General features: G+C 39.3%; 27 protein-coding genes and 1 riboswitch. Of the genes, 22 read left to right on the forward strand and 5 right to left on the reverse strand.

Going from position 1 to position 25,953, the window contains the following annotated elements; genetic code table 11:
- Positions 1 to 265: 265 nt before the first annotated feature.
- Both BLP77_RS09445 and BLP77_RS09450 read right to left on the reverse strand, forming a co-directional pair.
- Positions 266 to 1,621: a hypothetical protein gene (locus tag BLP77_RS09445; RefSeq protein WP_093856876.1), complete on the reverse strand. Its 1,356-nt coding sequence runs from the start codon at positions 1,619 to 1,621 to the stop codon at positions 266 to 268.
- Positions 1,622 to 1,718: 97 nt separating this feature from the next.
- Positions 1,719 to 2,438, reverse strand: coding sequence for a Crp/Fnr family transcriptional regulator (locus BLP77_RS09450; protein WP_093856877.1), 720 nt, complete (start codon positions 2,436 to 2,438; stop codon positions 1,719 to 1,721).
- 115 nt (positions 2,439 to 2,553) lie between these two features.
- Positions 2,554 to 2,636: riboswitch (cyclic di-GMP riboswitch) on the forward strand.
- 26 nt (positions 2,637 to 2,662) lie between these two features.
- Here BLP77_RS09450 and BLP77_RS15645 point away from each other — a divergent pair.
- The 4 genes from BLP77_RS15645 (at position 2,663) to BLP77_RS09465 (ending at position 5,833) form a co-directional block, all read left to right on the forward strand.
- Entirely contained in the window at positions 2,663 to 2,797 is a 135-nt protein-coding gene (locus BLP77_RS15645) for an anti-repressor SinI family protein (RefSeq protein WP_143001423.1), read from the forward strand.
- Positions 2,798 to 2,879: 82 nt separating this feature from the next.
- Positions 2,880 to 3,830 (forward strand): nucleoside hydrolase, encoded by a 951-nt coding sequence (locus tag BLP77_RS09455; RefSeq protein ID WP_093856878.1) that lies wholly within the window; start codon positions 2,880 to 2,882, stop codon positions 3,828 to 3,830.
- A 183-nt stretch (positions 3,831 to 4,013) separates the two neighbouring features.
- Positions 4,014 to 4,535, forward strand: coding sequence for a hypothetical protein (locus tag BLP77_RS09460; RefSeq protein WP_307723642.1), 522 nt, complete (start codon positions 4,014 to 4,016; stop codon positions 4,533 to 4,535).
- Between the two features lie 107 nt (positions 4,536 to 4,642).
- Entirely contained in the window at positions 4,643 to 5,833 is a 1,191-nt protein-coding gene (locus BLP77_RS09465) for an MFS transporter (protein ID WP_176753030.1), read from the forward strand.
- 52 nt (positions 5,834 to 5,885) lie between these two features.
- On the opposite strand, the gene BLP77_RS09470 is transcribed toward BLP77_RS09465, so the two are convergent.
- Positions 5,886 to 6,551 carry a peroxiredoxin gene (locus BLP77_RS09470; protein ID WP_093856880.1) on the reverse strand — a complete coding sequence of 222 codons (666 nt, stop codon included), beginning with the start codon at positions 6,549 to 6,551 and terminating at the stop codon, positions 5,886 to 5,888.
- A 189-nt stretch (positions 6,552 to 6,740) separates the two neighbouring features.
- Here BLP77_RS09470 and BLP77_RS09475 point away from each other — a divergent pair, with 189 nt between their 5' ends.
- Positions 6,741 to 6,992, forward strand: a complete 252-nt coding sequence (locus tag BLP77_RS09475) for a DUF2188 domain-containing protein (RefSeq protein ID WP_093856881.1) — start codon at positions 6,741 to 6,743, stop codon at positions 6,990 to 6,992.
- Positions 6,993 to 7,021: 29 nt separating this feature from the next.
- Here BLP77_RS09475 and BLP77_RS09480 read toward each other — a convergent pair whose 3' ends face one another.
- Positions 7,022 to 7,225: a zinc ribbon domain-containing protein gene (locus tag BLP77_RS09480; RefSeq protein ID WP_093856882.1), complete on the reverse strand. Its 204-nt coding sequence runs from the start codon at positions 7,223 to 7,225 to the stop codon at positions 7,022 to 7,024.
- Between the two features lie 248 nt (positions 7,226 to 7,473).
- Between BLP77_RS09480 and BLP77_RS09485 the strand changes: the two genes are divergently transcribed.
- The 17 genes from BLP77_RS09485 (at position 7,474) to BLP77_RS09565 (ending at position 24,437) form a co-directional block, all read left to right on the forward strand.
- Positions 7,474 to 7,692, forward strand: a complete 219-nt coding sequence (locus tag BLP77_RS09485; RefSeq protein WP_093856883.1) for a substrate-binding domain-containing protein — start codon at positions 7,474 to 7,476, stop codon at positions 7,690 to 7,692.
- Positions 7,693 to 7,941: 249 nt separating this feature from the next.
- Positions 7,942 to 9,555: a gamma-glutamyltransferase family protein gene (locus BLP77_RS09490; RefSeq protein WP_093856884.1), complete on the forward strand. Its 1,614-nt coding sequence runs from the start codon at positions 7,942 to 7,944 to the stop codon at positions 9,553 to 9,555.
- 138 nt (positions 9,556 to 9,693) lie between these two features.
- On the forward strand, positions 9,694 to 10,656 hold the full coding sequence (locus BLP77_RS09495) for a sugar kinase (protein WP_093856885.1): 963 nt from the start codon (positions 9,694 to 9,696) through the stop codon (positions 10,654 to 10,656).
- Between the two features lie 23 nt (positions 10,657 to 10,679).
- Complete coding sequence (locus tag BLP77_RS09500) at positions 10,680 to 11,666, forward strand: C-terminal binding protein (RefSeq protein WP_093856886.1); 987 nt, start codon at positions 10,680 to 10,682, stop codon at positions 11,664 to 11,666.
- A 343-nt stretch (positions 11,667 to 12,009) separates the two neighbouring features.
- The gene (locus BLP77_RS09505; protein WP_093856887.1) at positions 12,010 to 12,576 is read left to right on the forward strand and encodes a chromate transporter; all 567 of its coding nucleotides are present in this window, start codon (positions 12,010 to 12,012) and stop codon (positions 12,574 to 12,576) included.
- Complete coding sequence (locus BLP77_RS09510; protein WP_093856888.1) at positions 12,573 to 13,106, forward strand: chromate transporter; 534 nt, start codon at positions 12,573 to 12,575, stop codon at positions 13,104 to 13,106. Before BLP77_RS09505 ends, BLP77_RS09510 begins: the two co-directional genes overlap by 4 nt.
- A gap of 207 nt (positions 13,107 to 13,313) precedes the next feature.
- Positions 13,314 to 15,098, forward strand: coding sequence for a methyl-accepting chemotaxis protein (locus tag BLP77_RS09515; RefSeq protein ID WP_176753031.1), 1,785 nt, complete (start codon positions 13,314 to 13,316; stop codon positions 15,096 to 15,098).
- Between the two features lie 202 nt (positions 15,099 to 15,300).
- Positions 15,301 to 16,134, forward strand: coding sequence for an aldo/keto reductase (locus BLP77_RS09520; protein ID WP_093856890.1), 834 nt, complete (start codon positions 15,301 to 15,303; stop codon positions 16,132 to 16,134).
- 152 nt (positions 16,135 to 16,286) lie between these two features.
- Positions 16,287 to 17,288, forward strand: coding sequence for a LacI family DNA-binding transcriptional regulator (locus BLP77_RS09525; RefSeq protein ID WP_093856941.1), 1,002 nt, complete (start codon positions 16,287 to 16,289; stop codon positions 17,286 to 17,288).
- Between the two features lie 14 nt (positions 17,289 to 17,302).
- Positions 17,303 to 17,851 carry a 6-phospho-3-hexuloisomerase gene (hxlB, locus tag BLP77_RS09530; protein ID WP_093856891.1) on the forward strand — a complete coding sequence of 183 codons (549 nt, stop codon included), beginning with the start codon at positions 17,303 to 17,305 and terminating at the stop codon, positions 17,849 to 17,851.
- 60 nt (positions 17,852 to 17,911) lie between these two features.
- Positions 17,912 to 18,955 (forward strand): TRAP transporter substrate-binding protein, encoded by a 1,044-nt coding sequence (locus BLP77_RS09535; protein WP_093856892.1) that lies wholly within the window; start codon positions 17,912 to 17,914, stop codon positions 18,953 to 18,955.
- 68 nt (positions 18,956 to 19,023) lie between these two features.
- Positions 19,024 to 19,506 (forward strand): TRAP transporter small permease, encoded by a 483-nt coding sequence (locus tag BLP77_RS09540; protein WP_093856893.1) that lies wholly within the window; start codon positions 19,024 to 19,026, stop codon positions 19,504 to 19,506.
- 2 nt (positions 19,507 to 19,508) lie between these two features.
- Positions 19,509 to 20,795, forward strand: a complete 1,287-nt coding sequence (locus BLP77_RS09545) for a TRAP transporter large permease (RefSeq protein WP_093856894.1) — start codon at positions 19,509 to 19,511, stop codon at positions 20,793 to 20,795.
- Positions 20,796 to 20,821: 26 nt separating this feature from the next.
- Positions 20,822 to 21,772, forward strand: a complete 951-nt coding sequence (locus BLP77_RS09550; protein WP_093856895.1) for a sugar kinase — start codon at positions 20,822 to 20,824, stop codon at positions 21,770 to 21,772.
- 13 nt (positions 21,773 to 21,785) lie between these two features.
- A complete protein-coding gene (gene hxlA / locus BLP77_RS09555; protein WP_093856896.1) occupies positions 21,786 to 22,409 on the forward strand; it encodes a 3-hexulose-6-phosphate synthase in 624 nt (207 codons plus the stop codon).
- Positions 22,402 to 23,388 carry a Gfo/Idh/MocA family protein gene (locus tag BLP77_RS09560; protein WP_093856897.1) on the forward strand — a complete coding sequence of 329 codons (987 nt, stop codon included), beginning with the start codon at positions 22,402 to 22,404 and terminating at the stop codon, positions 23,386 to 23,388. Before hxlA ends, BLP77_RS09560 begins: the two co-directional genes overlap by 8 nt.
- A gap of 203 nt (positions 23,389 to 23,591) precedes the next feature.
- Positions 23,592 to 24,437, forward strand: a complete 846-nt coding sequence (locus tag BLP77_RS09565; RefSeq protein WP_093856898.1) for a fumarylacetoacetate hydrolase family protein — start codon at positions 23,592 to 23,594, stop codon at positions 24,435 to 24,437.
- A 13-nt stretch (positions 24,438 to 24,450) separates the two neighbouring features.
- Here the strand turns inward: BLP77_RS09565 and BLP77_RS09570 are convergent, their stop codons facing one another.
- Positions 24,451 to 25,944 (reverse strand): gluconokinase, encoded by a 1,494-nt coding sequence (locus BLP77_RS09570; protein ID WP_093856899.1) that lies wholly within the window; start codon positions 25,942 to 25,944, stop codon positions 24,451 to 24,453.
- Positions 25,945 to 25,953: the final 9 nt, after the last annotated feature.

A 25,953-nucleotide genomic window follows, 5' to 3' on the forward strand; every position in this document is an offset into this window, starting at 1 on the left:
AGGTGGAAAAGCTCGCCGAGGTAGTTTAGTAGTCTTCAATGGGCACTCGGATTGGTTCATTGGGGAATTAGAGGTATTCAATGGGGACTCAGACTGGTTTAATGGGGAATTAGAGGCACTCAATGGGGACTCAGACTGGTTTAATGGGGAATTATCCCGGTTTAATGGGCAATTATTAACGTTGATTGGGGAATCGGAGTAGGCTGTTGGGGATTCAGCCTAGTCCTTCGGGGATTCAAGGTTCATCTTTAATCCAACTGTTTCGTTAAAGTATGAAATACAGCCCAACAAGGAGTAAATAGAAGATCGCATATAAAACAATCGCGTATTTCCAATTCATTCGTAGGCCGACTCGTACAGAGTTGGAATTGGTTAGGCTGCCAACCATTAAGTTCGTTGCAGAAAATGGTGAGATGAGAATGGTCATCATCCAGCCAATTAATAAACCAATACTTAAAATTAAGTGATCTTCCGCAAATATAGGCGATGTGCTCAAGGTAATGGCTAAGGTCGTATTAGTTATAATCGGATGTATACCTACAAAAGATAGAGCATTAACCAGGATTGTTAAAATCGGAATGAGTAGCAACACGTGGGTAATGCCGCTACCCTCAAGGAAATAAATAATCCAATCGTTCGCCCCTGCATTTAAAATAGCGACACCGAATGTACCAGCGGCAATAAAAAGGGAGAGCTCGTTACCCATTTTCGGTAGACGTTCCTGTGAATATTTCAAAAGATTTTTTCCTAATTGCTTAGGTGACTGGTAAAACAAGGACCAAATCACTGATACGATAATCGCCATGATGGGGATAATGGTCAAAACGGATAGATCAACGCTATGCTCAATCGTCATCGTTAATCCAGTCATGGCTACAATAATGAGAACGAGTTCAATGAGTTTACGCCTAGCTTTTTTAATGGATGTCTCATCGTTATGTTGTACTGTCTCAATCGGTTCACTCAAGGTTCCGATAGTTAAAAAGCCAAGGAGTAACCCGATGATCGCAAAGGCAAAGCCTATTGGGAAGAGATCAATCCAGGTAATATCAAAATAAGATAACATCAGGGCAATTGAAATAAAATAGGGTGACCATAAAAAGGACATGGCAAACCCGCGAATTAAGGCTTTGAGTCTTGTATCTTCATAGGATTCAAAAGAAGTTGTGCCGGTTAAGTGGTACATAATTGGGATTGTCCCAAGGTTCATGACCGCACCGACCCCCATTATAGACATCTTCAAATAGATATAGAGCTGTCGTGACGACTTAACATAGTGATTAAAAATCGTGTCTAAATAATCGAGATATTTCCCTGTACGAATCGGAATTGCAATTAATGGGACGAAAATAAAGATGGCAAGTAGTCCAACATTTGAATTCAAGCTATTGAACATTGCCGTCAATCCTTCTCCGTTTATAGACATTAAGGCCGATATGACTAACAGTGAGCTAATTAAAATCATAGGTGTTTTGCTTAAGTAAGGGATGAAAGATACGATTGTCACAGCCGCAAACATACTGACGATGATGGGTAATGCGGGATGGTCGACAAATTGTGAGAAAAGATAGGTCAATCCCATTAGTAGTGCTGCGACTGGTCTGATGATTTTAGGCTTCATGTTGTTACTCCTTCTAAAGTTTCATCTGTGTTTATTATAAAGACTAACGTTAGTCGTGTCATTTTGTTAATACGAAAAAACTCGCATCAAAGTCGAGTTAATAATACATTTCCTGAATATAGGCTGGTAGTGGGTTATCGGCAATGAGCGTGTTGTGAACTTCAATTTTCTTACGTTTGGGAAATCGTACAAGCCCTTCTTTTGCAAGCTCGTTTAATGTGGTCGACACAGCTTCACGACTTGATCCAATCATATTCGCAAGTTCTTGCTGGGAGATAGGGAGGTTAATGGCATGGAAGTCAACATTTTCGTTAGGTTGATGATATCTGTTATAGAGTGATTGTAATAAATAAATGATTCGTTCTCTAACGGTACCCGTAGCTAACTGTTTCATAAGGTTTTCTCGTTCTTCTAGACGTTCACTTAATACTTTAAGACAGTTTTGTAAAAGAATAGGATGACGACTAGCTAGCTCAAGAAAATCATTTTCATTGATGGTACAAAAATGTGTGTCTTCAATAGCCTCTACAAAAACGTCATCACAGCTTAATGAGAAGCCTTCCATTTTTCCAAATGTGCTTCCAGCTCCAAGTAAGCTGTAAGTGAATTGTTTGCCATCAGTGTCGATGGCATATAATCGTACGCTACCTGTTTTAATGAAGCAGAGTTCATTTTGGTGTGTTTCAGGAGATCGGATCAAGTCGTTACGCTTATAGTAAGTATGCTTAATCTTTTCGAGGGCTTCAAGGCTGACGGGCGTTGGAATTGATTCCAAAAAACCAATTTTCGATAAATACCATAGTTTACTATACTCCATATTTCTCCCCCAAAAAAAAATATTTCAAAATGTTATTTAAATAACAGATTTATTTAATCGTTTCAATTATTATAACAATTGAAGGAAAATAAAACCATATTACATTTAGCTTGTATTGAAGAAAAGGCAAACCTCTTGAAAAAGGGGGACGCAAAGCCGGTGGTCTAAGGGGTTTCCTATGATAGCACAGCTACCTCATTAACAATGGGGGAGGAAAGGATTACATGTCACGTGAACAGGAAAGGTTGGATCGAGATTGGTTGGAGTTGATCAAACAGGCTAATAAGATGGGACTATCTAGAAAAGAGGTAAGGCATTATTTGCATCAGAAAAGAAATAAAACGCTCACTTCAAAATAGAAGTATTGTATTTTATTAACAACGTCATAAGAATTTAATATGATACATTAAACATATTTTATTTGTTGTGGGGGTTATTGGATTGACTAGCATCCCTGTCATTATAGATACAGATCCTGGGATTGATGATTTAGTCATGTTAACGGTGGCATTAACACATGATGAGTTAGATATTCGTTTAATCACGACGGTAGCAGGTAACCAAACGCAAAACAAAGTTTTAGATAATACCCTTCGTTTTCTGAGTTATGTGGGTCGAACCGATATTGAAGTGGCGCGTGGAGCAGAGCAACCTTTTTTTAAGGAGCTTAAGACAGCAGCACAATTTCATGGAGAGTTTGGGACTGGTCATGTTATATTCCCTGAGCCAAATATTACAGCAAGCCAGAGAAATGCAGTTGAGGCTATTCGTGATGTGTTAATGCAGGCTGATGAGCCGATTAATATCGTTACCACTGGGCCGTTGACTAATATTGGGGCATTTTTATTGGCGTACCCTGATCTAAAACAAAAAATTAGAAAGATTACCATTATGGGAGGTGCAGCCCTAGGTGGAAATGTAGCTCCAAAGGCAGAGTTTAATGTTTATACAGATCCGGATGCGGCCCTAGTCGTATTTGATTCTGGAGTACCTATCGTCATGTGTGGATTAGATGTCACACGTGAGGCCTATTTAACTGAAGAGGATTTAACACGTATCCGCCAAATTGGGACCGATTTGTCTAAGAAGATGTATCAAATGTTAAAGTTTTACCAACAAGCAGCTGATATAACGCCTTTTCATGAACCATTTTTTGATATGGTTGTACGGTTGCACGATTTATGTGCGATCGCTTATGTTGTGAATCCCAAGATCTTTCAAGGTGCATTTTATTATGTCACGGTTGAAAGAAAACCGGGGCTTACGGAAGGGACTACGGTTGTGGATTATATCGATAGTTTAGATAAGGAGCCTAATGCATTTGTATTATATTCTGTTAATCGAGAGGAGTTAGTCGATATGCTCATAAGGGCGATATATAAAGTGGGCTAAGTAATCAGACTTACTTAGCGGGTTTAAGTCGCTGGAAAACTCACTAAAAGTGGGTTCTCTTTTTTGTATAAGCAATCTTTAGGCTCAAGAAATGGTCTAGGGTATTTATTTGCCTGATGGTCTAATTTCTAGTACAATGTCAAATTGTGTGTGTTTTTAGTTGTTGAGAGAAAGGAGTATTCCGTGAGTTTTTCCAAATTACTAGAGATGGATACGGGCAGTCAAGCTGATCGTCAGGAACAATTGGAAAGCATGGAGTTTCAAATATTTCGAATGCGCGAAAACATGAAAGAAATATCAAAAAAATATGAGATTGTCGGCATAGATCAAACGAAACATGACCATTGGGTGATTGTGTTTAAAGATGAAGGTAAAGAAACAGCCCAATTAATGATCAATGATTGTGAAGCGGCATTTCGTGGTGCATGGGATTCATGTCTGCAGCTTCAATATAAAAATGAAAACACGATTCACATTGATGATATTAAAGGGACTGAGGAACAAGGCTATGGTTCCATATTAATGAATCATTTAAAAAATTTGGCTTATGAAAAAAATTATCAGTACGTTACGGGTGATTTAGTGAAGCGTGATTGGGATCATCTGAATCGTTTAGAGCATTTTTACCGCAAGCATCATTTTGATGTTGATATAGATTATGACAATCGCGTTGGTGAAATTGTGTGGAATGGAGACTCCTTTTAATGGGAGTCTTTTTTCAATACTTTTTAATTCGATTACTTAATGTAACCTAGTGATTTTGTTATAATAATTGAATGTGAATGACAACGAGATGAAAAGAGATGAAAGGCATGAGTGCAGCAGGAGTTAACAGTAGTTTTGATCATCGTGACCCAAGGTTTTGGCGGCTGTCAATTGGGTTAATGTTAGCGTCAGTATTTGTATTTTCAAATTTATATATTGTTCAGCCGATGTTACCTATTTTAGTTAATGAATTTAATGTTTCTCCGACTGAATCAAGTTTAGTTTTTTCCGTAACCACTTTTTCATTACTATTTAGTTTACTATGGTTTGGCTTTCTATCAGACCGAATTGGACGATTAGGTATTTTAAACTGGTCGATGGCCTTATCGGTTGTTCCGTTATTCATCATTCCGAATGTGGAATCGTTTTATTTGTTGGTCTTTTTAAGGTTTCTAACGGGGATTTCGATTGCCGGGTTACCGGCCGTCGCTGTAGCTTATATAACGGAGGAAGTTTCACCGAGAAGTAGGGGATTAGCGGTTACCTTATATATTTCAAGTAATGGCCTAGGTGCTATGGCTGGACGGATTTTTGGCGGTTATTGGTCTGAGAATTTTACTTGGCACTCGAGCTTTTATTTATTAGGTACCCTCGGAATCATTATCGCGTTATTATGTGTCTTTTTATTACCGCGGTCGAAAAATTTTGTGGCTTCGGATCAATCCTTTAAGCATGATTTAAAAGGTATGTTTGTCCATTTAAAAAATGTGAAGCTCATTTATGCTTTTATTTTTGGGATGATGTTGCAAATCGGCTTTTCAGGTATATGGGTTTATACGCCGTTTTACTTAGAGGGACCACCGTTTTATTTGTCGATTCAAATTATATCTTTATTTTATTTAGCTTATATGATGGGGATTATCGGATCACCGATTGCGGGTAAATTAGCAGATCATTTTGGCTATGTCCGTGTTATGTTTTCTGGATTAGCGATCATGCTTCTTGGCGCGATGATGACGGCAATATCAAGTGTCGTTGCGATTGGCATTGGATTAAGTGTGCTATGTTTAGGATTTTTTATGGCGCATTCTCTTACCTCATCGTGGGTTGGCATGACAGCCAAGCATCATAAAAGTGGCGCCTCAAGTATTTACTTATTTAGTTATTATATCGGTTCAACGATTGGTGGAACAGGCATTGGACTTATTTGGACAGGTATTGGATGGACAGGCGTTGTCATGGTCTGTGTCTGTTTACCGTTAATATCAGGTGTTTTATTTTATAAAGCGGTTCATTAATAAAAAAATTGATAAAATTAATGCCCACTCGCTTCAGGCAAGTGGGCATTTTTTATTCTTTCAATTCTTTTTTCGCTAAATACCAGTCAATGATTTCGATGTCTTCATCGTCTGAACCTGATCGTTCATCAGCTGCTTGTTGTGTTCCTGGTGGTGGAACAAGTACTTTATCACCAGGTGTCCAGTTGGCTGGCGTTGATACTTGATGATTCGATGTTGCTTGTAGGGCTTTAACGACGCGTACGATTTCATCCATGTTACGACCTGTTGTTAAAGGATAGTAAATAATCGTTTGGACGACTTGGTTATCGTCGATGACAAATACAGCACGGTTTGCTTGAGTACCTTCATCTTCCGGATGGATCATACCGTATTTGATTGCAACTTCTTTACTAAGGTCGGCAATGACTGGGAATTCAATTTTCGTATTGAAGTTTTCTTCCATATTACGGATCCAAGCAATATGTGATTGTGTACTGTCAATACTTAAACCAAGTAATTCCGTGTTTAATTCGCGAAGTTCTGGGTAAATGTCTTGAAACGCGACTAACTCAGTTGTGCAAACTGGTGTGAAGTCTGCAGGGTGTGAAAAAAGAACTAACCATTTTCCTTTATAGTCTTCTAGCTTTATTGGCCCCTGTGTTGTGTTGACTTCAAAATTTGGTGCTTTATCGCCAATACGAGGCAGGCTGATTGGTTGATTGTTTTCTTCTGTCATTAAGAATCTCCTCCTTAACTTATAATTCCTATAAGTTTACTGTGTTTTTATTATATTCTTATCATAACAAATATGAACTAATTATTGAAAATGATTTGCATTAATTTTTTGATAAATTTTTAAGTCATAAAAAATAACAGACATTCGCATATTAAGAATAGGAAGCGTTAATATGGGAGGTTTTGACTTATGGCTGAAGAAAAGAGTCAACAGAGGGGCGGTCGTCCTGAGATGATTGATGACGGTGTGATTGTTAAACGTAAAGATGATGATTGGATTGTTTACCTTATTAATCATGAGGATGATTATGAGACATTCGATACAGAAAAACAGGCATTAAAGCGTGCTGATGAAATATCAGATGAGTATCAATCGTATGTTCAAGTGATTGATGGGGACGGGAATATTTCAGAAAATATGCGCTATGATGATGTGGACTAGAAAAGCAGTGGCGAGGGCCACTGCTTTCATTATCCTCCAAAGAAGAAGTCGACGATGTTTCCTGCTTTAGATGCATTTTTATTGTAAAACTCGGAGTAGCCGCAGTTTTTACAATAAATAACGGTAAATTTGTTATGTTGTACGTCAAACATTTTTGAGAGGCCAGATCCTGTCATTGCGACGTCTTTTTGTCCGACATCGTTTTGTCCGCATTTGATGCAACCATCTGCCATTTGGAAATCCCCCTTTTTCATATATTATAACTAAAAGGAGCGTGGGATGAAATGGGCTGCATGCTTCTACACCATAATTGTTTAAGTTTGATGTGGGATTGTTCAAGTTTAGTTCATAATTGTTTGAGTTCGGTATGTGATTGTTCAAGTTTAGTTCATAATTGTTTAAGTTTGACATGTAATTGTTCAAGTTTACTGTTTAAGTATGACAAAATCATAAGAATCAAGCTTTAATTGAGTCTCAATTGATGCGTTACAAATGGGATATCTCAATGGTGAGTTTTAACAATGTGATTTTTTCCGAGCTTGCTAATCCATCGCTAACATCTGTTGATATTAATATATTTCAGCTTGGTTATGAAGCGGCTCAATTTTTATTTGATCAAATCGAAAATCCTAACCTACTACCAAGACGCATTACGATTCCGCATAACTTAGTCGTACGGAATTCATGTGGAAGCGTTTGATGCCGGATGAACGTCTGCCTAAGGGGATGCGTTTTTGATTGGGTAATTTGCATGAGCGTCTGAGTGTCCAAGTTCGGCGTGCGAGTGTCCGAGTTGAGCTTCCGAGTGCCCAAGTTTGGCATGTGAGTGTCCAAGTTGAGTGTCTAATTGTCCAAGTTTTTCCACGTTATCATTATTTTCTATCTATCAATCATTAAATGTCATGTTATAATGTATGAAAGTTTTTAATATTAAGAGAGGGGAGACATCATGATGCAGTTTGATAGTTTATACTACCCTTATGCGTCGCGCCGTAATGCTGTGTATGGACGGAAAGGGATGGTGGCAACATCTCAGCCACTAGCGGCAGAGGCAGGACGAGAAATGTTACATAAAGGTGGAAACGCGATTGATGCGGCGATTTCGACCGCTGCTGCCCTTACCGTTGTCGAACCGACTTCAAATGGAATCGGGTCGGATGCGTTTGCGATTGTATGGGTAGATGGAGACATACACGGACTTAATGCGAGTGGTTATGCACCGAAAAATCTTACCATAGATCAATTAAAGGCCAAAGGGTTTGACGAAATGCCGACCTTCGGCAAGGAGCCTGTTACGGTGCCGGGGACACCTGCTGCATGGGCAAAGCTTTCAGAACGTTTCGGTAAACTACCTTTTGAGGAATTGTTTGAACCCGCTATACGATATGCGGAGGAAGGTTTTCCAGTGAGTCCGACTTTAGGCTATCATTGGCAGTCAGCCTATAAAACGTTCAAGAGAGTATTCAAGGATGATATTTTTGAAAACTGGTTTAAGACCTTTGCTCCAAATGGACAGGCACCGCAAATTGGTGACTTGTGGGCATCACCAGATCATGCCCGCAGTTTGCGAGAAATCGCGGAAACTAAAGCCGAATCATTTTATTCTGGGAAACTAGCTGATGAGATAGCTTCGTTTTTTGACAAGCATGATGGCTATTTGACAAAAGAGGATCTAGCCAACTACGAACCGAAGTGGGTCGATCCGATAAAAGTAAATTACCGTGGCTACGATGTTTGGGAGATTCCGCCGAATGGACAGGGCATTATAGCTTTAATGGCGCTTAATATATTAAAAGGCTATGAGTTTAATGAAAAAGACTCTGTCGATACCTTTCATAAGCAAATTGAAGCGACGAAGCTTGCGTTTACAGATGGTCTTGAGTATATTACGCAACAGGATAAGATGGATGTATCTGTTGAATCCTTATTATCTGAAACGTATGCAGATGAGCGGCGTCAGTTAATTGGCGATGAAGCGGTTGATCCATCGCCAGGTGAGCCTCAACGAGGTGGGACTGTTTACCTATCAACTGCTGATGAAGACGGTAATATGGTGTCGTTTATTCAAAGTAATTACATGGGCTTTGGTTCTGGTGTTGCTATTCCAGGTACGGGTATTGCGATGCAAAACCGCGGGCATACATTCTCGCTTGATCCAAACCATGCCAATGCGCTTGAACCAGGTAAGCAAACCTATCACACGATTATTCCTGGATTTTTATCGAAGGATGGACAGGCTGTTGGTCCGTTTGGCGTCATGGGTGGTTATATGCAGCCACAAGGGCACGTTCAAGTGATGATGAATATGATCGATTTTGCCCTAAACCCACAAGCGGCACTGGATGCGCCAAGATGGCAATGGATGAAGGATAAAGTGGTTCAAGTCGAGCCGACATTCCCAGATCACATCGCTCAGGCGTTGCAGCGTAAAGGTCATGTAATCGAGAGGAGCCTTTACCCAAATCCATTCGGACGCGGACAAATTATTTGGCGAGACCTAGAAACGGGTGTTTTATGTGGTGGAACCGAGCCACGCACCGATGGACATATCGCTGTTTTATAGAATTTGATGATTACCAGTCACGAAGCGGTGGCTGGTTTTATTAAATCAATTAGATGTTGAGGTAAAGTTGCTAGATTACCACTTTAGATAGATTTATGCTAATTTTTCTAAGAAGTTGTAAGAATAGGATGTGAGCAGATGAATCAAATCGATGTATTTACATTAGGTGAAACAATGGTTTTATTCCAACCGGATCAAATGAGTCCATTAGATTCCGTCCACTATTTCCCTAAGAAAATTGGTGGAGCGGAATCTAATGTGGCTATTGGTTTGTCTAGATTAGGACATTCAGTTGGCTGGTTCAGCAAACTAGGGGAAGACCCATTTGGTAGCTACATTTATAAAACAATTCGCGGTGAAGGTGTTGATGTATCAACATGTCGCTTCACTTCAAAAGCACCGACTGGTTTGTTATTTAAAGAACAGCTTTCACCTGAAGATATGAACGTCTATTATTATCGAAACGGATCAGCGGCCAGTATGATGGCGCCATCTGAATTAGATGAAACATATCTTTCTAGAGCCAAAATTCTACATGTAACGGGCATTACCCCGGCATTAAGTGAAACATGTTTTGAAACTGTTATGAAGGCGATTGAAATTGCTGAACAACATGATATGACAATTGTTTTTGATCCTAACTTGCGCTTGAAACTGTGGTCAGAAGAACGAGCTAAGGATGTTTTAAATGAAATCGCTTCGCATGCTCATATTATGCTGCCTGGTTTAGATGAAGCACAGTTTATGACTGGAAAAGAGTCCGTAGAAGAAGTTGCCGAGTCATTAAGTGATGGTGATAAAACCGTTATCGTTAAATTGGGTCCAAAAGGTGCTTACATACATTCTGGAAATGAAGCCTATTATGTAGATGGTTTTCCTGTGGAACGTGTTGTCGACCCTGTAGGAGCAGGTGATGGATTTGCAGCAGGTGTAATGAGTGGTCTTTTACGTGAAGAATCACTTGAAACGGTAGTCAGGCGGGCCAATGCCATTGGGGCAATGGTTGTTGGAATGAAAGGGGATATCGAAGGTCTTCCAAGAATGGAAGAAGTAAATAAGTATATGGCACCAAGTCAAGACCAACGTGATGTTAAGCGATAAATTTTTCAAAAGGGTGTGAATTAATGAGTCAATTTAATGTCGTGGTTACGGACTATAATTATCATACGTTTGAACCGGAAAAGGAAGTTTTAAAGCAAATGGGGATTGAACTGAGACTGGAGCAATGCCGAACGGAAGAGGATGTCATGAACAAGTGCCAGGATGCGGATGCTCTATTAAATCAGTATGCACCAATATCACGTAGGGTGATCGAGAGTTTAGACAATTTAAAAGTCATCAGTCGTTATGGTGTAGGTTTTAATACAATTGATTTGGATGCGGCTACTGAAAATGGCGTCGTTGTCGGCAATGTAACGGACTATTGTTTAGATGAGGTGTCCGATCATGCCATGGCTTTACTTTTATCGAGTGTAAGAAAAATTACACAATTAAATCAAGCCGTTAAAAGTGGTAACTGGGACTATAAGGTGGCTGTCCCTATTTATCGTTTAAGAGGGCGGACATTAGGATTGGTCGGCTTCGGAAATATTCCACAAACCTTAACGAAAAAGGCCCAAGCTTTCGGTCTTAATGTTATCGCATATGACCCGTTTGTCCCTCAAAGTGTAGCTGAGGAAATGGCTATTAGCTTAGTCAGTATAGATGAGCTATACGAGCAGTCAGATTATGTTTCGGTCCATTTACCATTAAATGATCAGACAGAGAAACTGATAAGTTATGCTGCATTTACAAAAATGAAGAAAGACGCCTTTATCATCAATACGTCTCGTGGCCCTGTTATTGATAAACAAGCCCTTATTCAAGCATTACAAAAGGGTGAAATAGCAGGAGCGGGTCTGGATGTTCTAGAAGTGGAACCGATTGAATCTGGAAATCCATTATTAAACATGGATCAAGTCATTTTGAATCCACATTCAGCCTTTTATTCAGTTGAATCTGAAGTTGATCTGAAACGAAAAGCCGCACAAAATATAGTCGATGTATTATCGGGGAAACTTCCGAATTATATAGTTAATAAAGCCGTTAAGGAGAAGGTAAAACTAAAATAGAAGAAAGAAAAGGGCTATCCAAAATGATTTGGATAGTTTTTATTATTTGATAAGGTTTATCAAGCACCAATGTGGGGTGTTGGGGATTCAGAGTCTTTTAATGGGGAATAATGAAGCTCGATTGGGCATTCAGCTATTGCCATTGGGCACTCAGAACGTGATATAGGGGAAAAAACTGTCTTAATAGGGTAATTATAGAGTTAGATAGGGCACTCAGGTGATGTGATTGAGCACTCAGCTCAGTTTATTGGGGAATCAGCCCAGCTTGTCCTAAAGAATCTCTCTTTTATATTTATCCTTCAATCTTAGGCGTGATATAATGTGTGTCAATGAGGTGAACTTCATGAATTTGTCATTGCAGAAAGATATTTTTGTAAGTTTTTTTCGGTCAAGCATGTTAGGTTATGGTGGTGGGCCGTCGACGATCCCACTGGTACATAAAGAAGTGGTTGATACATATGAATGGATGACCGAGGAGGAGTTTGGAGATTTATTAGCAGTTACCAATACTCTACCTGGTCCAATGTTAACTAAAATGGCAGGGTATATCGGGTTTCGTATCGGGGGCTTTGCCGGTATGATGTCTGCCTTAATAGCATCGGTTTTACCGACTGTGCTAATCATGATCTTTTTGATTGGATTTTTAATTAAATTCCGTGACTCGTCGATTGTGCAAGGGATGACTCAGGCTATTACACCAGTGGTCGGCGTGTTACTTTTGTTGTTGACGGTTTCCTTTGTAAAAAAATCACGGAACGACCTTGGGTGGATTAATGCTGGGATTCTAGGGGTTATCAGCATTATTTTCTATGCTATATTAGATTGGCACCCAGCGATTTTGATCGCTATATTCATTTTGTTTGCTTTATTTAAAAAAGCACCAAAGAAAAGCGACGGTGAAGAGTCATGAAGGAATTATGGGAGTTATTTCTCGCCTTTTTTATTCCGGGTATCGTAGGTTATGGTGGTGGACCGGCGTCTATTCCATTAGTAGAACATGAGGTTGTAAAAAACTATGGTTTTATGACGACATCTGAATTTGGTGAAGTGCTTGCTTTAGCAAATGCACTTCCTGGTCCAATTGCGACCAAAATGGCGGGTTACATTGGATTTGAAGTTGCGGGCTTGCTTGGTTCGATTGTGGCATTACTCGCGACAGTTGTACCATCATTAGTGGCCTTAATTTTACTCTTAAGTTTATTGAATAAATTCAAGGATTCGCCTAAAGTTAAACGGATGACGGCTTACGTTAGACCGACCATTGCAGTTTTATTAGGTGTTTTAACGTTTCAGTTTTTTGATACATCATATGAATCGGCAGGAATCGTTCAAACAGTTTTTCTTGCGATTATTAGTTTCATTTTGCTTGAGCGTTTTAATATTCATCCAGCGTTTGTCGTTGCGGGTGCATTAATTTATGGCGCCATTTTTTTATCATAATTCTAAATGACTACGACAAAATGTCTAAAATTTCTGGCAAATGAACCGATAAATAAAATATAACCTTATGAGAGACATCTGAGGTGACAGATGTCTTTATTTATTAGGCTGTTTTTATTAAATATTGCTTATTATGTCTACAGCGATGATAAAGAGCAATAAAGTATGCGGAAACAGCGATTTATTAAAAAGAGAGGTGGGGGTTCTTTGAATCTATTTAAATCGATTAAGGCAAAATTAATAATCATGATGCTCTTATTATTAATTATTCCGTTAGTCATCGTAGGGTTTATCAGCCATAGCAACACGGCTATTATGGAACGCTCTATTATTCCGAAAGCAGAGTTAGAACAGGCAGACAGTGACATCGCTGATACGTTCCAAGAGTATGAGGGGTTATTAACTGAAATTACGGAAATGCAGGAGCTTCAGTATCAGTCTGCATCTATTCCTGAAGGGTCTGGTTCTGAATATGCACATTTACCAAGCATCAATGATCCTGACAAAATCGAGTATTATAGCGAGTTTTTTAGTGAGCAATTAGAAGGATATGATTACGTACTTAATTCCTATATGGCGACAATTGATGGCGCGGTGTATTTTTCCGATATTCCACCGAGTGATGTCGATTTATCCAATTTTGATTCGCGTGAAAGAGATTGGTATATTCAAGCGAGTGAAAATGAAGGGGAAGTCATCTGGACAGAGCCTTATCTAGATGCGATAACAGGCGGTTCGACGATTACGTTAGCTCGTACCGTAACGAATGATCAAGGTGAGGTAATTGGCGTCTATGGTATTGACTTTGAGATGAGTGCTTTAGCAACAGCTCTAAGAAATGAATCGCTATTAACGACGATTATCGTATCAACCATTGCTGCGGTCATTGGTATTATAGCTGTTCTTCTGTTTGTTAGAAGGATTACGAATAAGCTTACGACCGTTCAGGATGGATTATCGAGTGTAGCCGAGGGTGACCTTTCTCATCCAGTTGAAGTGAAAAGTAACGATGAGCTTGGCGATCTTGCAGATAGTTATAATCAAATGATTGATAATATGCGTGGCTTAATTTCAAGCGTTATCGATACATCTGAACAGGTTGCGGCATCTTCTGAACAGTTAAGTGCGAATGCAGATGAGACCACGCGTGCATCCGAACAAATCTCAGGTTCGATTCAGGAAGTCTCCAATGGTAATGAGCAACAGGTCGAAAATGTTACACGGTCAACAAATTTTGTTGAAGATATTTCAAATAACATCCGTGAAATTTCTAACCGAACTGAACGCGTCACGTCATCATCTGTTGAAACATCTGAAAAAGCAGGACATGGTGAGCGTGTTATTACGCAAGCAGTTGATCAAATGGAAAGCATTAGCTCTAATGTCACGAATATTGGTGATGTCATTAAAAAATTAGATGAACGATCTAATGAGATTGAACAAATTTTACAAATGATTAATGACATTTCAGAACAGACAAATCTATTAGCTTTAAATGCAGCCATTGAAGCTGCGCGAGCAGGAGAGCATGGTAAAGGGTTCGCGGTCGTGGCAGACGAGGTACGAAAATTGGCTGAGCAATCATCAGAATCAACCAATCAAATTTCTACGATTATTTATGAAATTCGTGATCAAACGAAATATGCGGTTGAATCGGTTGAACAAGGTGTGCTGTCGGTTGATGAAGGACGTGAGCTTGTCAATCGAGCAGGTCAATCATTCAATGATATATCTGAAGCGGTAACTCAGGTTTCGAGCCGAATGAAAGAAGTGAATGAATCAATTACAGAAATTGAAGAGCGGAACGAATCATTAGTTTCATCGATGGATGAATTAAATAATTATACTGATAATACGTCGACTCTAGCGCAAGAGGTTGCTAGTGCAACTGAAGAACAGACAGCATCAGTCGAAGAGGTGACATCAGCAAGTTCTGCGTTGGCACAAATGGCACAAGAATTACAAGAGACAGCTGCTAAATTTAAATTATAAGTTTGATAAAACGGGTCCCACTATTGGGATTCGTTTTTTTAGTATATGAAACATCACCGTTAATAGTCATTGTCGAATGAACTAGACTATAATTCTACAATATTTCCGAGGAAATATTTAAATTTCACAACATCTCGACAACGGTTTAATCTTTTGTCTAATCCCATGTTTCGTTATAATAGGTAAAAAAGGAGGTCTACATATGATAAATGGCTTACAAGATCGTGTTAAATTAAATAACGGAATTGAAATGCCGGGCTTTGGGCTTGGTGTCTATAAGGCAGAAGAGGGAAGAGAAGTGGTTGATGCTGTCCGAACCGCTGTTGATCATGGCTATCGTTTAGTGGATACAGCTTCATTTTATAAAAATGAACAAGGTGTGGGTGAAGGTATACGAGAGGCTAGTGTTGATCGTAACGATATTTTTGTTACAACAAAAGTGTGGAATGATGAACAAGGCTATGATGAAACGTTAAGAGCATTTGAAAGAAGTTTAGACCAATTAGGCTTTGATTTTCTCGATTTATATTTAATTCACTGGCCCGTTAAAGATCAGTTTAGGGATACGTGGAAGGCGATGGAGCGCTTGTATGATGAAGGTGTTATTAAAGCGATTGGTGTGAGTAATTTTCACGTTCACCATTTACAAAATCTAATGGCAAGTGCCAATGTCAAGCCTGTAATCAACCAAATCGAGTATCACCCTCACCTAACTCAAGAGAAGGTTAAACAGTTTTGTGAAAGTGAGCATATTCGATTGGAAGCGTGGTCCCCGATGAAGAAGGGGCGTATTTTTGACGACCCAACTATCACAGAAATTGCTGATAGGTATGGAAAAACACCAGCACAAGTCATTCTACGCTGGGATGTTCAAAATCATGTGATTACGATTCCTAAATCAGTGACCCCAGAACGGATTAAACAAAATGCAGACATTTTTGATTTCGAATTAACGCAGGATGAAATGAATCAAATCAACGCGATGAACCAAAATGACCGCACAGGCATGAACCCAGATGAGTTTGATGAAAAATAGGAAAAATCCTAATCGGCTAGAAAGAGTCGGTTAGGATTTTTTAAATTAAATATTGTAAAACGCTTTCATTTTTTATATAATGTAACTAAACCGGTTTAGTAAAACGATTTAGTAATAGATAAACGAAAGGTCATTAAGCTATGTCACACAAAATGAGAACGATTACAATTAAGGATGTTGCAGAGTTAGCCAATGTATCCAAAAGTACCGTTTCGCAGTATTTAAATAAACGCTACGACTATATGGGTGAGGCAACGAAACAACGAATTAAAGAAGCGATAGAAGAGTTAGGTTATCAGCCTAATATCGTGGCTCGAAGCTTAAAGCAAAAATCGTCAACAACTATCGGTGTGATTGTCGCTAATATTTTGCATGAGTTTTCGACGCAAATTATTCGGGCGATTGAGGATCAATGCCATGAATTAGATTTTCATATTATCGTCTGTAATGCAGATGATAATCCTTACAAGGAGAAAAATTACATCGACATGCTACGCGCGAAACAAGTTGATGGGTTGATCGTATTCCCGACAAGCGACAATGTAGAATTGTATCAAGAGCTTTTGAGACAGGGAATGCCAATTGTTTTTATCGACCGTTTAGTTTCAAATGTCGACGTTAATACAATCATGTTAGCGAATGAAGATGCGTCTAAATTTGCAGTTGATGAATTTGTTAAAAAGCAGCATGAGCGAATTGGCATTGTCACAACCTCAACCGTGAATAATGTATCACCAAGAGTTGAACGTGTTAATGGCTACCTTAAAGCACTTGAGACGCATGGGATTCCAGTTCGATCAGAATATATCATTTCAGCAGAACTCGACAAGGTTCAAGATGAACTCGATCAAATGATGAAACTTAAGGACCCACCCAAGGCAATCCTAGCGGGAAATGATCTGACATTAATTGAAATCCTAAAATACGTTAAGGAACATAACATTTCAATTCCTGATGATTTAAGCTTGATTGGTGTTGACGATGTGTCGTTTGCTGAAATCTACAATCCAAGTATTACGACCGTAGCACAGCCGACCTTCCGAATGGGAAAGCAAGCAGCAGAGGTTTTAATTAACCAGATTAAAAACGGTGGTGACGAGGAGCGTCAAGTCTTTCGTTTCGGGCCAAAATTGATTCCGAGACAGTCTTCTTAAAGAGGTGACACAGGGTGAAAGATATCATAACGAAAATTGCCGGTGAAATCAGCGATGTATTAAATGATGTTAACGATGAGGAAGTAACCCAGTTAGCAGAGGCAATTCAATCATCGAACCGAGTTTTTGTTGCTGGTACTGGTCGAAGTGGTTTAGTTGCAAGAATGTTTGCCATGCGATTAATGCACAGTGGCTACACAGTTTATGTCGTCGGCGAAACGATTACGCCTAGCATTGAGGAAGAAGATCTTTTAATTGTAATATCTGGTTCAGGTGGGACCGCATCACTTGTTCAAAAGGTTGAAAAAGCCCGTGAAGTGGGTGTCAATGTTGCACTTGTGACGACGAATAGCGATTCACCGATTGGAAAACTCAGCGATTATAACATCGTGATTCCAGCCGCAACGAAAAAGCAATTAACGAATCGAGATACCATTCAGCCTTTAGGTAGTCAATTTGACCAGGCAGCTCATTTGTTGCTCGATAGCATCATTGTTTATTTATTGGAACAAACGACAAGTGAACAAGCTTTCCTCAATAAAAAGCATGCAAACTTAGAGTAAAGCTTAACTTAAATAGCTTCTCAATTATAGATTAAATTTTTAAAAAAGGAGAGAAAAGACATGAAGAAGTTTTTATCATTGGCATTGGCAGTTGTCGCCTTTTTAGCCGCATGTGGTGGCGGTGAAGAGGAGACTAACAACGAGGGTTCAGGCGATAATGGTGAAGGTGGAAGCGATTCAATTAAAATCGTGGCAGCCCATAACCAAACTTCTCCTGAAAACCCTTATCAAGATGGACTACTAAAATTTAAAGAAGTAGCAGAGGAAGAATCGAATGGCAACATTGAAGTAGAAGTACACGCAGGAACGCTTGGTACAGAAGAATCAGAGTTAGTTGAAAAACTAAAACTAGGTGCTGCTGACGTTGTTCTTGTATCACCAGGTTTTATGACACAAACGGGTATTGACGAAGTTAACTTATTTGCCTTCCCTTATTTATTCGAAAGCTATGACCATTGGGAAAAAGTCGTACAAGGTGAAGTTGGGGAAGAAATGGCCCAAATCATTAATGAGAAATCTAACAATGATTTCAAATTAGTTGGTTATTGGACAGCTGGTGTAAGACACTATTATGGTAAAAAACCAATTGAGTCAATGGACGATTTAGAAGGCATGACGATCCGTACACAGACGTCAGGTGTGGTATCGGACTACTGGAAACAAACAGGAGCAATCCCGACATCACTTGCATGGGGTGAGCTTTACCAAGGCCTTCAACAGGATGTAGTGGATTCTGCTGAAAACGCATACCCTTATTTTGTTCAGCAAAACCACCACCAAACAGACAACGGTAAATATATTACTGAAACAGGACATGACTACACGACTCGTTTTCTATTAGTAAATGGAAATGAGTTTGACAACTATACAGAGGAACAGCAAGAAATTATTCTAAAAGCAGCCGAAGCTTCTGTGCAGGCTGAATGGGAATCATTATATGCACAAGAGGAAGAGTATAAACAAATAGCAATCGATGATGGCGCTGAAATTAACGAAATTGATCGTCAGCCATTCATTGAATTAGCTAAACCTTTACAAGATCAAGCAGCGGAAGAACTTGGCGTGACAGACCTATTAGAAAAAATTCGCCAAGCTGCAGAATAATTTGTATGTAAGGAAAGGACCCAATTGGGGTCCTTTCCTATGTTCCTTTTAGATAAAGGAGGATCGACATGAACCGATTTGTTAGGCTTCTAGAGAAAACACAAATATTTGTTGGGGTTGCTTTTTTATGTGTCTTTATTGTCACAATTTTGATTCAAATCACAACAAGACACTTAGAGATTGCTGTCATCTGGACAGAAGAGGTAGCTACCCATTCATTTATATGGTCTGTGTTTATGGGTGCGGCCGTTATGGTCAATCGACGAGAACACTTCAGTTTTGATTATTTAACAAAAAAATTAAAAGGCCGAAAACAGGCTACTTTAAATATCATTATCGATATAACTTTGATAGCTTTTAACGTTTTAATTTTCAATTATGGTATAAAGGTCGTTGAACAATTTTGGAATTATAATTGGGTTTCTATGCCTGATTTGAAAATGGGGTACGTATGGATAGCGATTCCAATAATGGCAGGAACGATGATTATTTATTCACTATCACATTTGGTTAAACATGTTCAGGTCTTACGTAGTGGGGAGGTGCAGTAATAATGGGATTTATTTTAGTTGGTCTTTTCATCCTCTTAATGTTTATCGGTGTTCCCATTGCGTTCGTGATTGGGATTGTGGCGTTACTTGGCATTATGAACATTGAGTATATCCCAGAATTAACTGTACCTATGAAGATGTTAAATGGGTTAAACTCCTTCGTTCTATTGGCCGTTCCGTTATTTATTTTAGTCGCGAATTTAATGAACTCCGGTAAAATTTCAGAGAAGCTTATTGAGCTAGCCTTAGCAATGGTCGGATGGATCCGTGGTGGTTTAGCTCACGCAAACATTTTAGTTTCCATGATGTTTGCCGGTGTTTCTGGTGCTTCGCAGGCTGATACAGCTGGTGTTGGGAAAATTTTAATTCCGAGTATGAAAAAGAATGGCTATGATAAAGAAACAGCAGTTGGAATCACATCAGCTTCATCAACAGTTGGCGTTGTTATTCCGCCGAGTATTCCAATGATTATTTTCGCTGGTTTAACGAATGCATCAGTCGGTGCGCTATTTTTAGTCGGGATTGTTCCGGGTGTATTAGTTGGCTTAGCAATGATGATTTTTGTGTATATTATCGCGGTTAAAAGGAATTATCGTAAGCAAGATCGTACAGAATTAAATAAGTTTTTGAAATTATTAGGTGAATCGATTCCGGCTTTAATTACACCCATTATTATTATTGGTGGGATTATAACGGGATTCTTTACAGCTACAGAATCTGCAGCGGTCGCAACTGTTTATACGTTACTGATCAGTATGTTCTTTTATAAAACATTAAAGATAAGAGATCTTCCTAAAATTTTATTTGATACGCTTGCGTTAAGCTCACTTTCTTTATTTGCCTTAGCTGCAGCGAGTGCGTTGGGTGAATTAATGAGCTTTTATCAATTAGGTTTACGTGCGCAAGAATTTTTCGTTGATTATGTTGATGCTAAATGGTTGTTTATTATCATCATCATTTTGTTCTTCTTGTTTATCGGAACATTTATGGACGCCATTCCGGCGATGATTTTATTCGTTCCTGTTATTTTGCCAACGGCCTTACAATTTGGAATTGATCCGATACACTTAGGCTTAATTGTCGTTATGACATTAGCAGTTGGTTTAATTACACCACCGTATGGCTTATGTCTACTTCTGGCGGCCAAAATTGGGGATATGTCAATTGAACGGTCGTTTAAAGCGGTTATCCCGTATATGATTATCATTTTAGTCGTTCTATTGTTTATTGCATTCTTCCCTGATGTTGCGTTTTATGTACCAGAGCTATTGAATCCAGATTTATTTTAGTAAGGTAACTTCTAGGAGGTAAAATAATGAATGACGTTATTACGATTGGCGATGCCATGATTGCCTTTAATCCAGTATCAACAGGGCCAATGAAATTTGTAGATTCATTTAAGCGAAATATAGGTGGTGCCGAATTAAACGTTGCAATTGGTTGTGCCAGGTTAGGATTAAAATCGGGCTGGATTAGTCGTCTTGGGAACGATGAGTTCGGCCATTATATTCGTAACTTCGCCCGTGGTGAAGGGATCGATACGACGCAGGTTGGTCTAGTGGATGGCTATCCGACCTCCCTTAACTTTAAGGAGATCATGCCTGATGGTTCAGTTAGAACGTTTTACTATCGCGAAAAATCGCCGACGTTAACGATGCGACCAGAGGATTTAGACGAATCCTTTTTCAAGGAAGCGAAAATCTTGCATATTACGGGGATTTTCCCGGCGATTGATCCAAATAATTTAGCGATTACGAGACGGGCTATTGAATTAGCGAAACAACATGATGTCAAAATCGCCTTTGATCCGAATATCCGTCTTAAGCTGTGGAGTAAGGAACAAGCTCGTGAGGTTTTATCGTCTTTCTTGCAAGATGTCGATATTCTGTTATCAGGTGTTGATGAGATGGAGCTTATCCTGGGAATAAGTAACCCGAAAGATATAATCGAAGCTTGTAAAGATAAAGGAATCGATTATATTGTGCTTAAAAATGGTGACAAGGGTTCAATCGGTTACCATGATGGTGAAACGATTGAAGCTGATCCTGTTAAGGCAACAAAAGTTGTCGATACAGTCGGTGCAGGTGACGGTTTTGACGCAGGCTTTCTATATAGTTACTTGCAAGGCTGGTCATTAGAAAAATCATTACACTTTGCCAACACAATTGGATCGATGGTTGTAAGTGTCATAGGTGACAACGAAGGTCTTCCTTATTTAGAACATGTTTTAGAACGACTCGGTGAAAAAGAACGTATCGAGCGATAAAGGAGGAAAACCATTGAAATTACAATTAGCATTAGATCGATTATCACGAGAAGAATGTATGAGGCTTGTTCAGGACACGTATGAGTCTATTGATATTATTGAAATCGGGACGAGTGTTATTAAAGAGTATGGCATGTCAATCGTTAGAGAATTTAATGATCAGTTTCCAGACAAAATGATTATGGCTGATATGAAAACATGTGATGCGGGCGGCTACGAAACAAACCAGGCGCTTGATGCTGGTGCTGATATCGCTACGGTTATGGCATTTTCCTCTAATTTAACGATTCAGGATTGCTTAAAGGTTGGCGAAGATCATGGTAAGCACGTGATGGTTGATTTACTTGAAGTAGACTCACGGGAAAAGCTCGAACATTTAAAAGAGATTGGTGTTGAATTCGTGGGGCTTCACGTCGGTAAAGACAAGCAACAAGAAGGGAAATTCGACGTTGAACTATTTAATTTAGTTGACGATTTAGGCCTTCAAGTGGCAGTAGCAGGTGGAATTAACGAGAATACGTTACCTGACATTGTTCAAAAGAAGCCAGATATTTTAATTGTCGGCAGCGCCATTACAAAAGCTGATCAACCAAAACTAGTGGCCAAGCGAATGAAAGAGATTATTAACAATGCCTAAAGTCATTAGCTTTGCGACGGTTGGGACTGGAAAAATAACCCGAAAATTTATCGAAGCCGCATCACATGTTGATGGTATTCAGTTGTATGGGGTTCATTCACGGTCGGAGGATAAGGCCAATCAATTCGCTCTAGATCATGGGGTTGAGCGTTATTATACGGATTTAAATGAAATGGCCGAGGAACCGGAAATTGATTGCGTCTATATCGCTTCACCGAACAGTTTGCATTACGAACAGGCGCAATTATTTCTATCGCATGGTAAACATGTTATTTGTGAAAAACCGATGTTTACCACCACCAAAGAATGGGAATTGTCATATAGATTAGCCGAGCAAAAAGGTGTGAAACTATTAGAAGCAGTAAGGAATATTTATACGCCTAATTTTGAGAGGCTAGCCGATCAGCTTCACCAAATTGGTCAGATCCGCAGTGCTTATTTACATCGCAACCGATACTCGTCTCGCTATGACCAATTTTTAGAGGGCCATGTCGATCGTGTTTTTACGAAAGAATTTGCGGGTGGCGCATTGATGGATTTAGGTGTTTATCCATTGACGCTAGCCATTGCCCTGTTTGGTGAACCTCAGGCGTCGACTTACTTCCCGACATTGTTAAGATCAGGTGTCGATGGTGCCGGAACACTCGTATTACAATATGAAGATTTTAACTGTACGATTATGTGTTCAAAGATATCAACTTCGTATAATCAGAGTGAGATTCACGGTGAGAAAGGCACAATTGCGATGGATCAAGTCGCTCCGATATCGAAAATTGATTTCATTGACTTGAAGGAACCATCTAAGAATAGAGTTTCAGTAAAAGAACATGAGCTTGATATGATTTATGAAATCCAAGCTTTTGTAGATATGATGAATGGCATGCGTCAACAACAATACGAAGAAAATAGAGAAATCCATCGTATTGTGGTTCATATATTAGAAAAAGTTAGAAGAGAGAATCAGATAGATAGCGTTTAAAATTAGATAAATCGGTTTTGCTAGTCTAATGTCATGTTAGGCTGGCATTTTTTTTGATAACTTGGACACTAAGTGCGAGAACTTGGACACTCGCGGGCGGAACTCGGCCACTCACTCGGCCAACTTGGACAATCAGAATGCAAACTTGGCCACTTAGAATTGAGTGAGCCAATCATGTATAATGTAAGTAGGAGGGAAGGCCAATGAAATTATTAACCTTTAAGCAGCATAACCATATCTATTGGGGCGTTAAGAAGGATGAAAAAATCTACTATTCAGAGCAATTGATATCTTATTTCCCAACATTATTATCGGTCATAGAGAATATCAACTATATGAATTTAGAGCAGGATTTGAATCGTTACGTGAATTTGGATGAGGTTCAACTATTACCTCCATACATACCGAATAAAAACATCATGTGTATCGGAAAAAATTATCGTGAGCATGCCATGGAAATGACGAAAAATGATCCGAAATCAGTTCCAGAGCATCCCGTCATTTTCACAAAATCGCCGAGTACTGTTGTCGGTCATGGTGATATGATCGAATCACATTCGAACGTCACTGAGCAGATAGATTATGAAGGTGAATTAGCTGTGATCATAGGAAAACGTGGTCGCAATATTAAACGACAAGAGGCTTTAGATTATATTTTTGGATATACCATCCTTAATGATGTGACGGCAAGAGATCTACAAAAAAGACACCAGCAATTTTATAGAGGAAAATCTTTAGATACGTTCGCGCCAATGGGACCATTTGTCGTAACGCGAGATGACATATCCGATGTTCAATCCTTGTCTGTCAAAACATATGTCAATGATGAGTTAAGACAAGATGGCAATACAACGGATATGATCTTTCCAGTCGATCAGTTAGTGGAGGCGCTATCCCAAGGGATGACGCTAGAACCAGGTGATATCATTGCCACTGGTACACCGAGTGGGGTAGGAAAAGGCTTTAACCCACCGAAGTTTTTACGAAGTGGTGATCGTGTTCGAATTGAGGTTGAGGGAATAGGAGAATTAGAAAATAAGGTGGACTAAATAAGGCAACGTGCTATGATGGCACGTTGCCTTTATCTAGTTCATAAAAAGTATCTTTTAACGTATGATAGAGCTTTTGATAGATTTCAAAGTGTTGCTGATAGATTGACGTATGTTCAAGGTTTGGCTCGATTTCCCCCTTCATCGGAATAGAATCTTTAATATCCTTTAATTGATAGCCCTCTACTGCACATAATGCTATCCAAGCTGCACCCCAAGCAGAGCTTTGGTGACTTTCAGGTATTTTGACAGGTTTTCCGAATGTATCGGCGAGAATTTGTAGCCATAATGATGATCGTGCAAATCCACCGCTAGCATATATGAGATCGTGGCGGTTTCCCAAGTGTTCCAAAGCATGTCCGATATGATAAATGGAATAAACTACCCCCTCCATACTAGCTCGGACTACGTGCTCCTTTTTATGATGTGACTGTAGGCCGATAAAACTGCCTTTAGCTTTGGCATCCCAAAATGGTGCTCGCTCGCCATTTAAATAAGGTAAAAATAATAGATTTTCAGATCCTGCTGCTACTTTCTGTGCGAGTTCGTTTAAGTCATCCATAGTATAGTGTTGTGTATCATTTGAAATCAAATTCTTAACCCATTGAAGCACAATCCCGCCATTATTGGTTGGTCCTCCCGTAATCCATAGGTCTTTTGTAAACGCATAGGAGAAAACCTCTTGATGCGAATTGAGTAATGGTTTGTCGGCAAATTGTCTAATGGCACCGCTCGTACCAATGGTGATAGCTGTCTCTCCAGGCTTGAACGCTCCGATACCAAGGTTTGCTAATGGCCCGTCACTTCCACCAATGATGAATGGTGTGTCAACGGAAATGCCTAATCTATCAGCTATATCACGGCGTAACATTGATAGTTTCGTATAAGGTGATATGGGTTGAGACAATTGATTTTCCGTAATCCCTGCCTTACTTAAGGCATTTGAATCCCACTTAAAATCATGAATGTTAAATAAACCAGTAGAGGCGGCCATAGCGTAATCAACAACTTTTTCACCGAACCAGTGAAAAAGTAAAAATTCTTTCACTGAGCCGAAGTAATCGGCTTCTATAAATGGTTTATACTCTACATTTTTCATCCAGTTCAGCTTTGCTAATGGGCTCATTGGGTGTAACGGTGTACCTGTAGCTAGATAAATCGAAGCTTGGTTTGCTTTTAATTGTTCTGCTTCGGCTGAACTACGGGTATCCGCCCAAATGATGGCATTAGATAATGGTTGTCCATTTTGATCCATACAGATTAACGAATGCATAGCCGTCGATAACCCAACTGCTAATAGGTCTTGTTTATGAATCTTCTTCGTAATATGTTGGATAGCTCTAATTGTTGCTTGTTCAATTTTCAAAGGATCCTGTTCAGCCCAACCATTTTTAGGGTGTTGAATAGAATAGGATTGTTCGTTTTCAGCCACGACCGTTCCGTTTCGCTTAAATAAAATTGCCTTAGCACTCGTCGTGCCAATATCTAATCCCATAACGTACTTCATATCTAACAT

It is taken from the genome of Tenuibacillus multivorans, assembly GCF_900103915.1.
GTDB classification, from domain to species: domain Bacteria; phylum Bacillota; class Bacilli; order Bacillales; family Alkalibacillaceae; genus Tenuibacillus; species Tenuibacillus multivorans.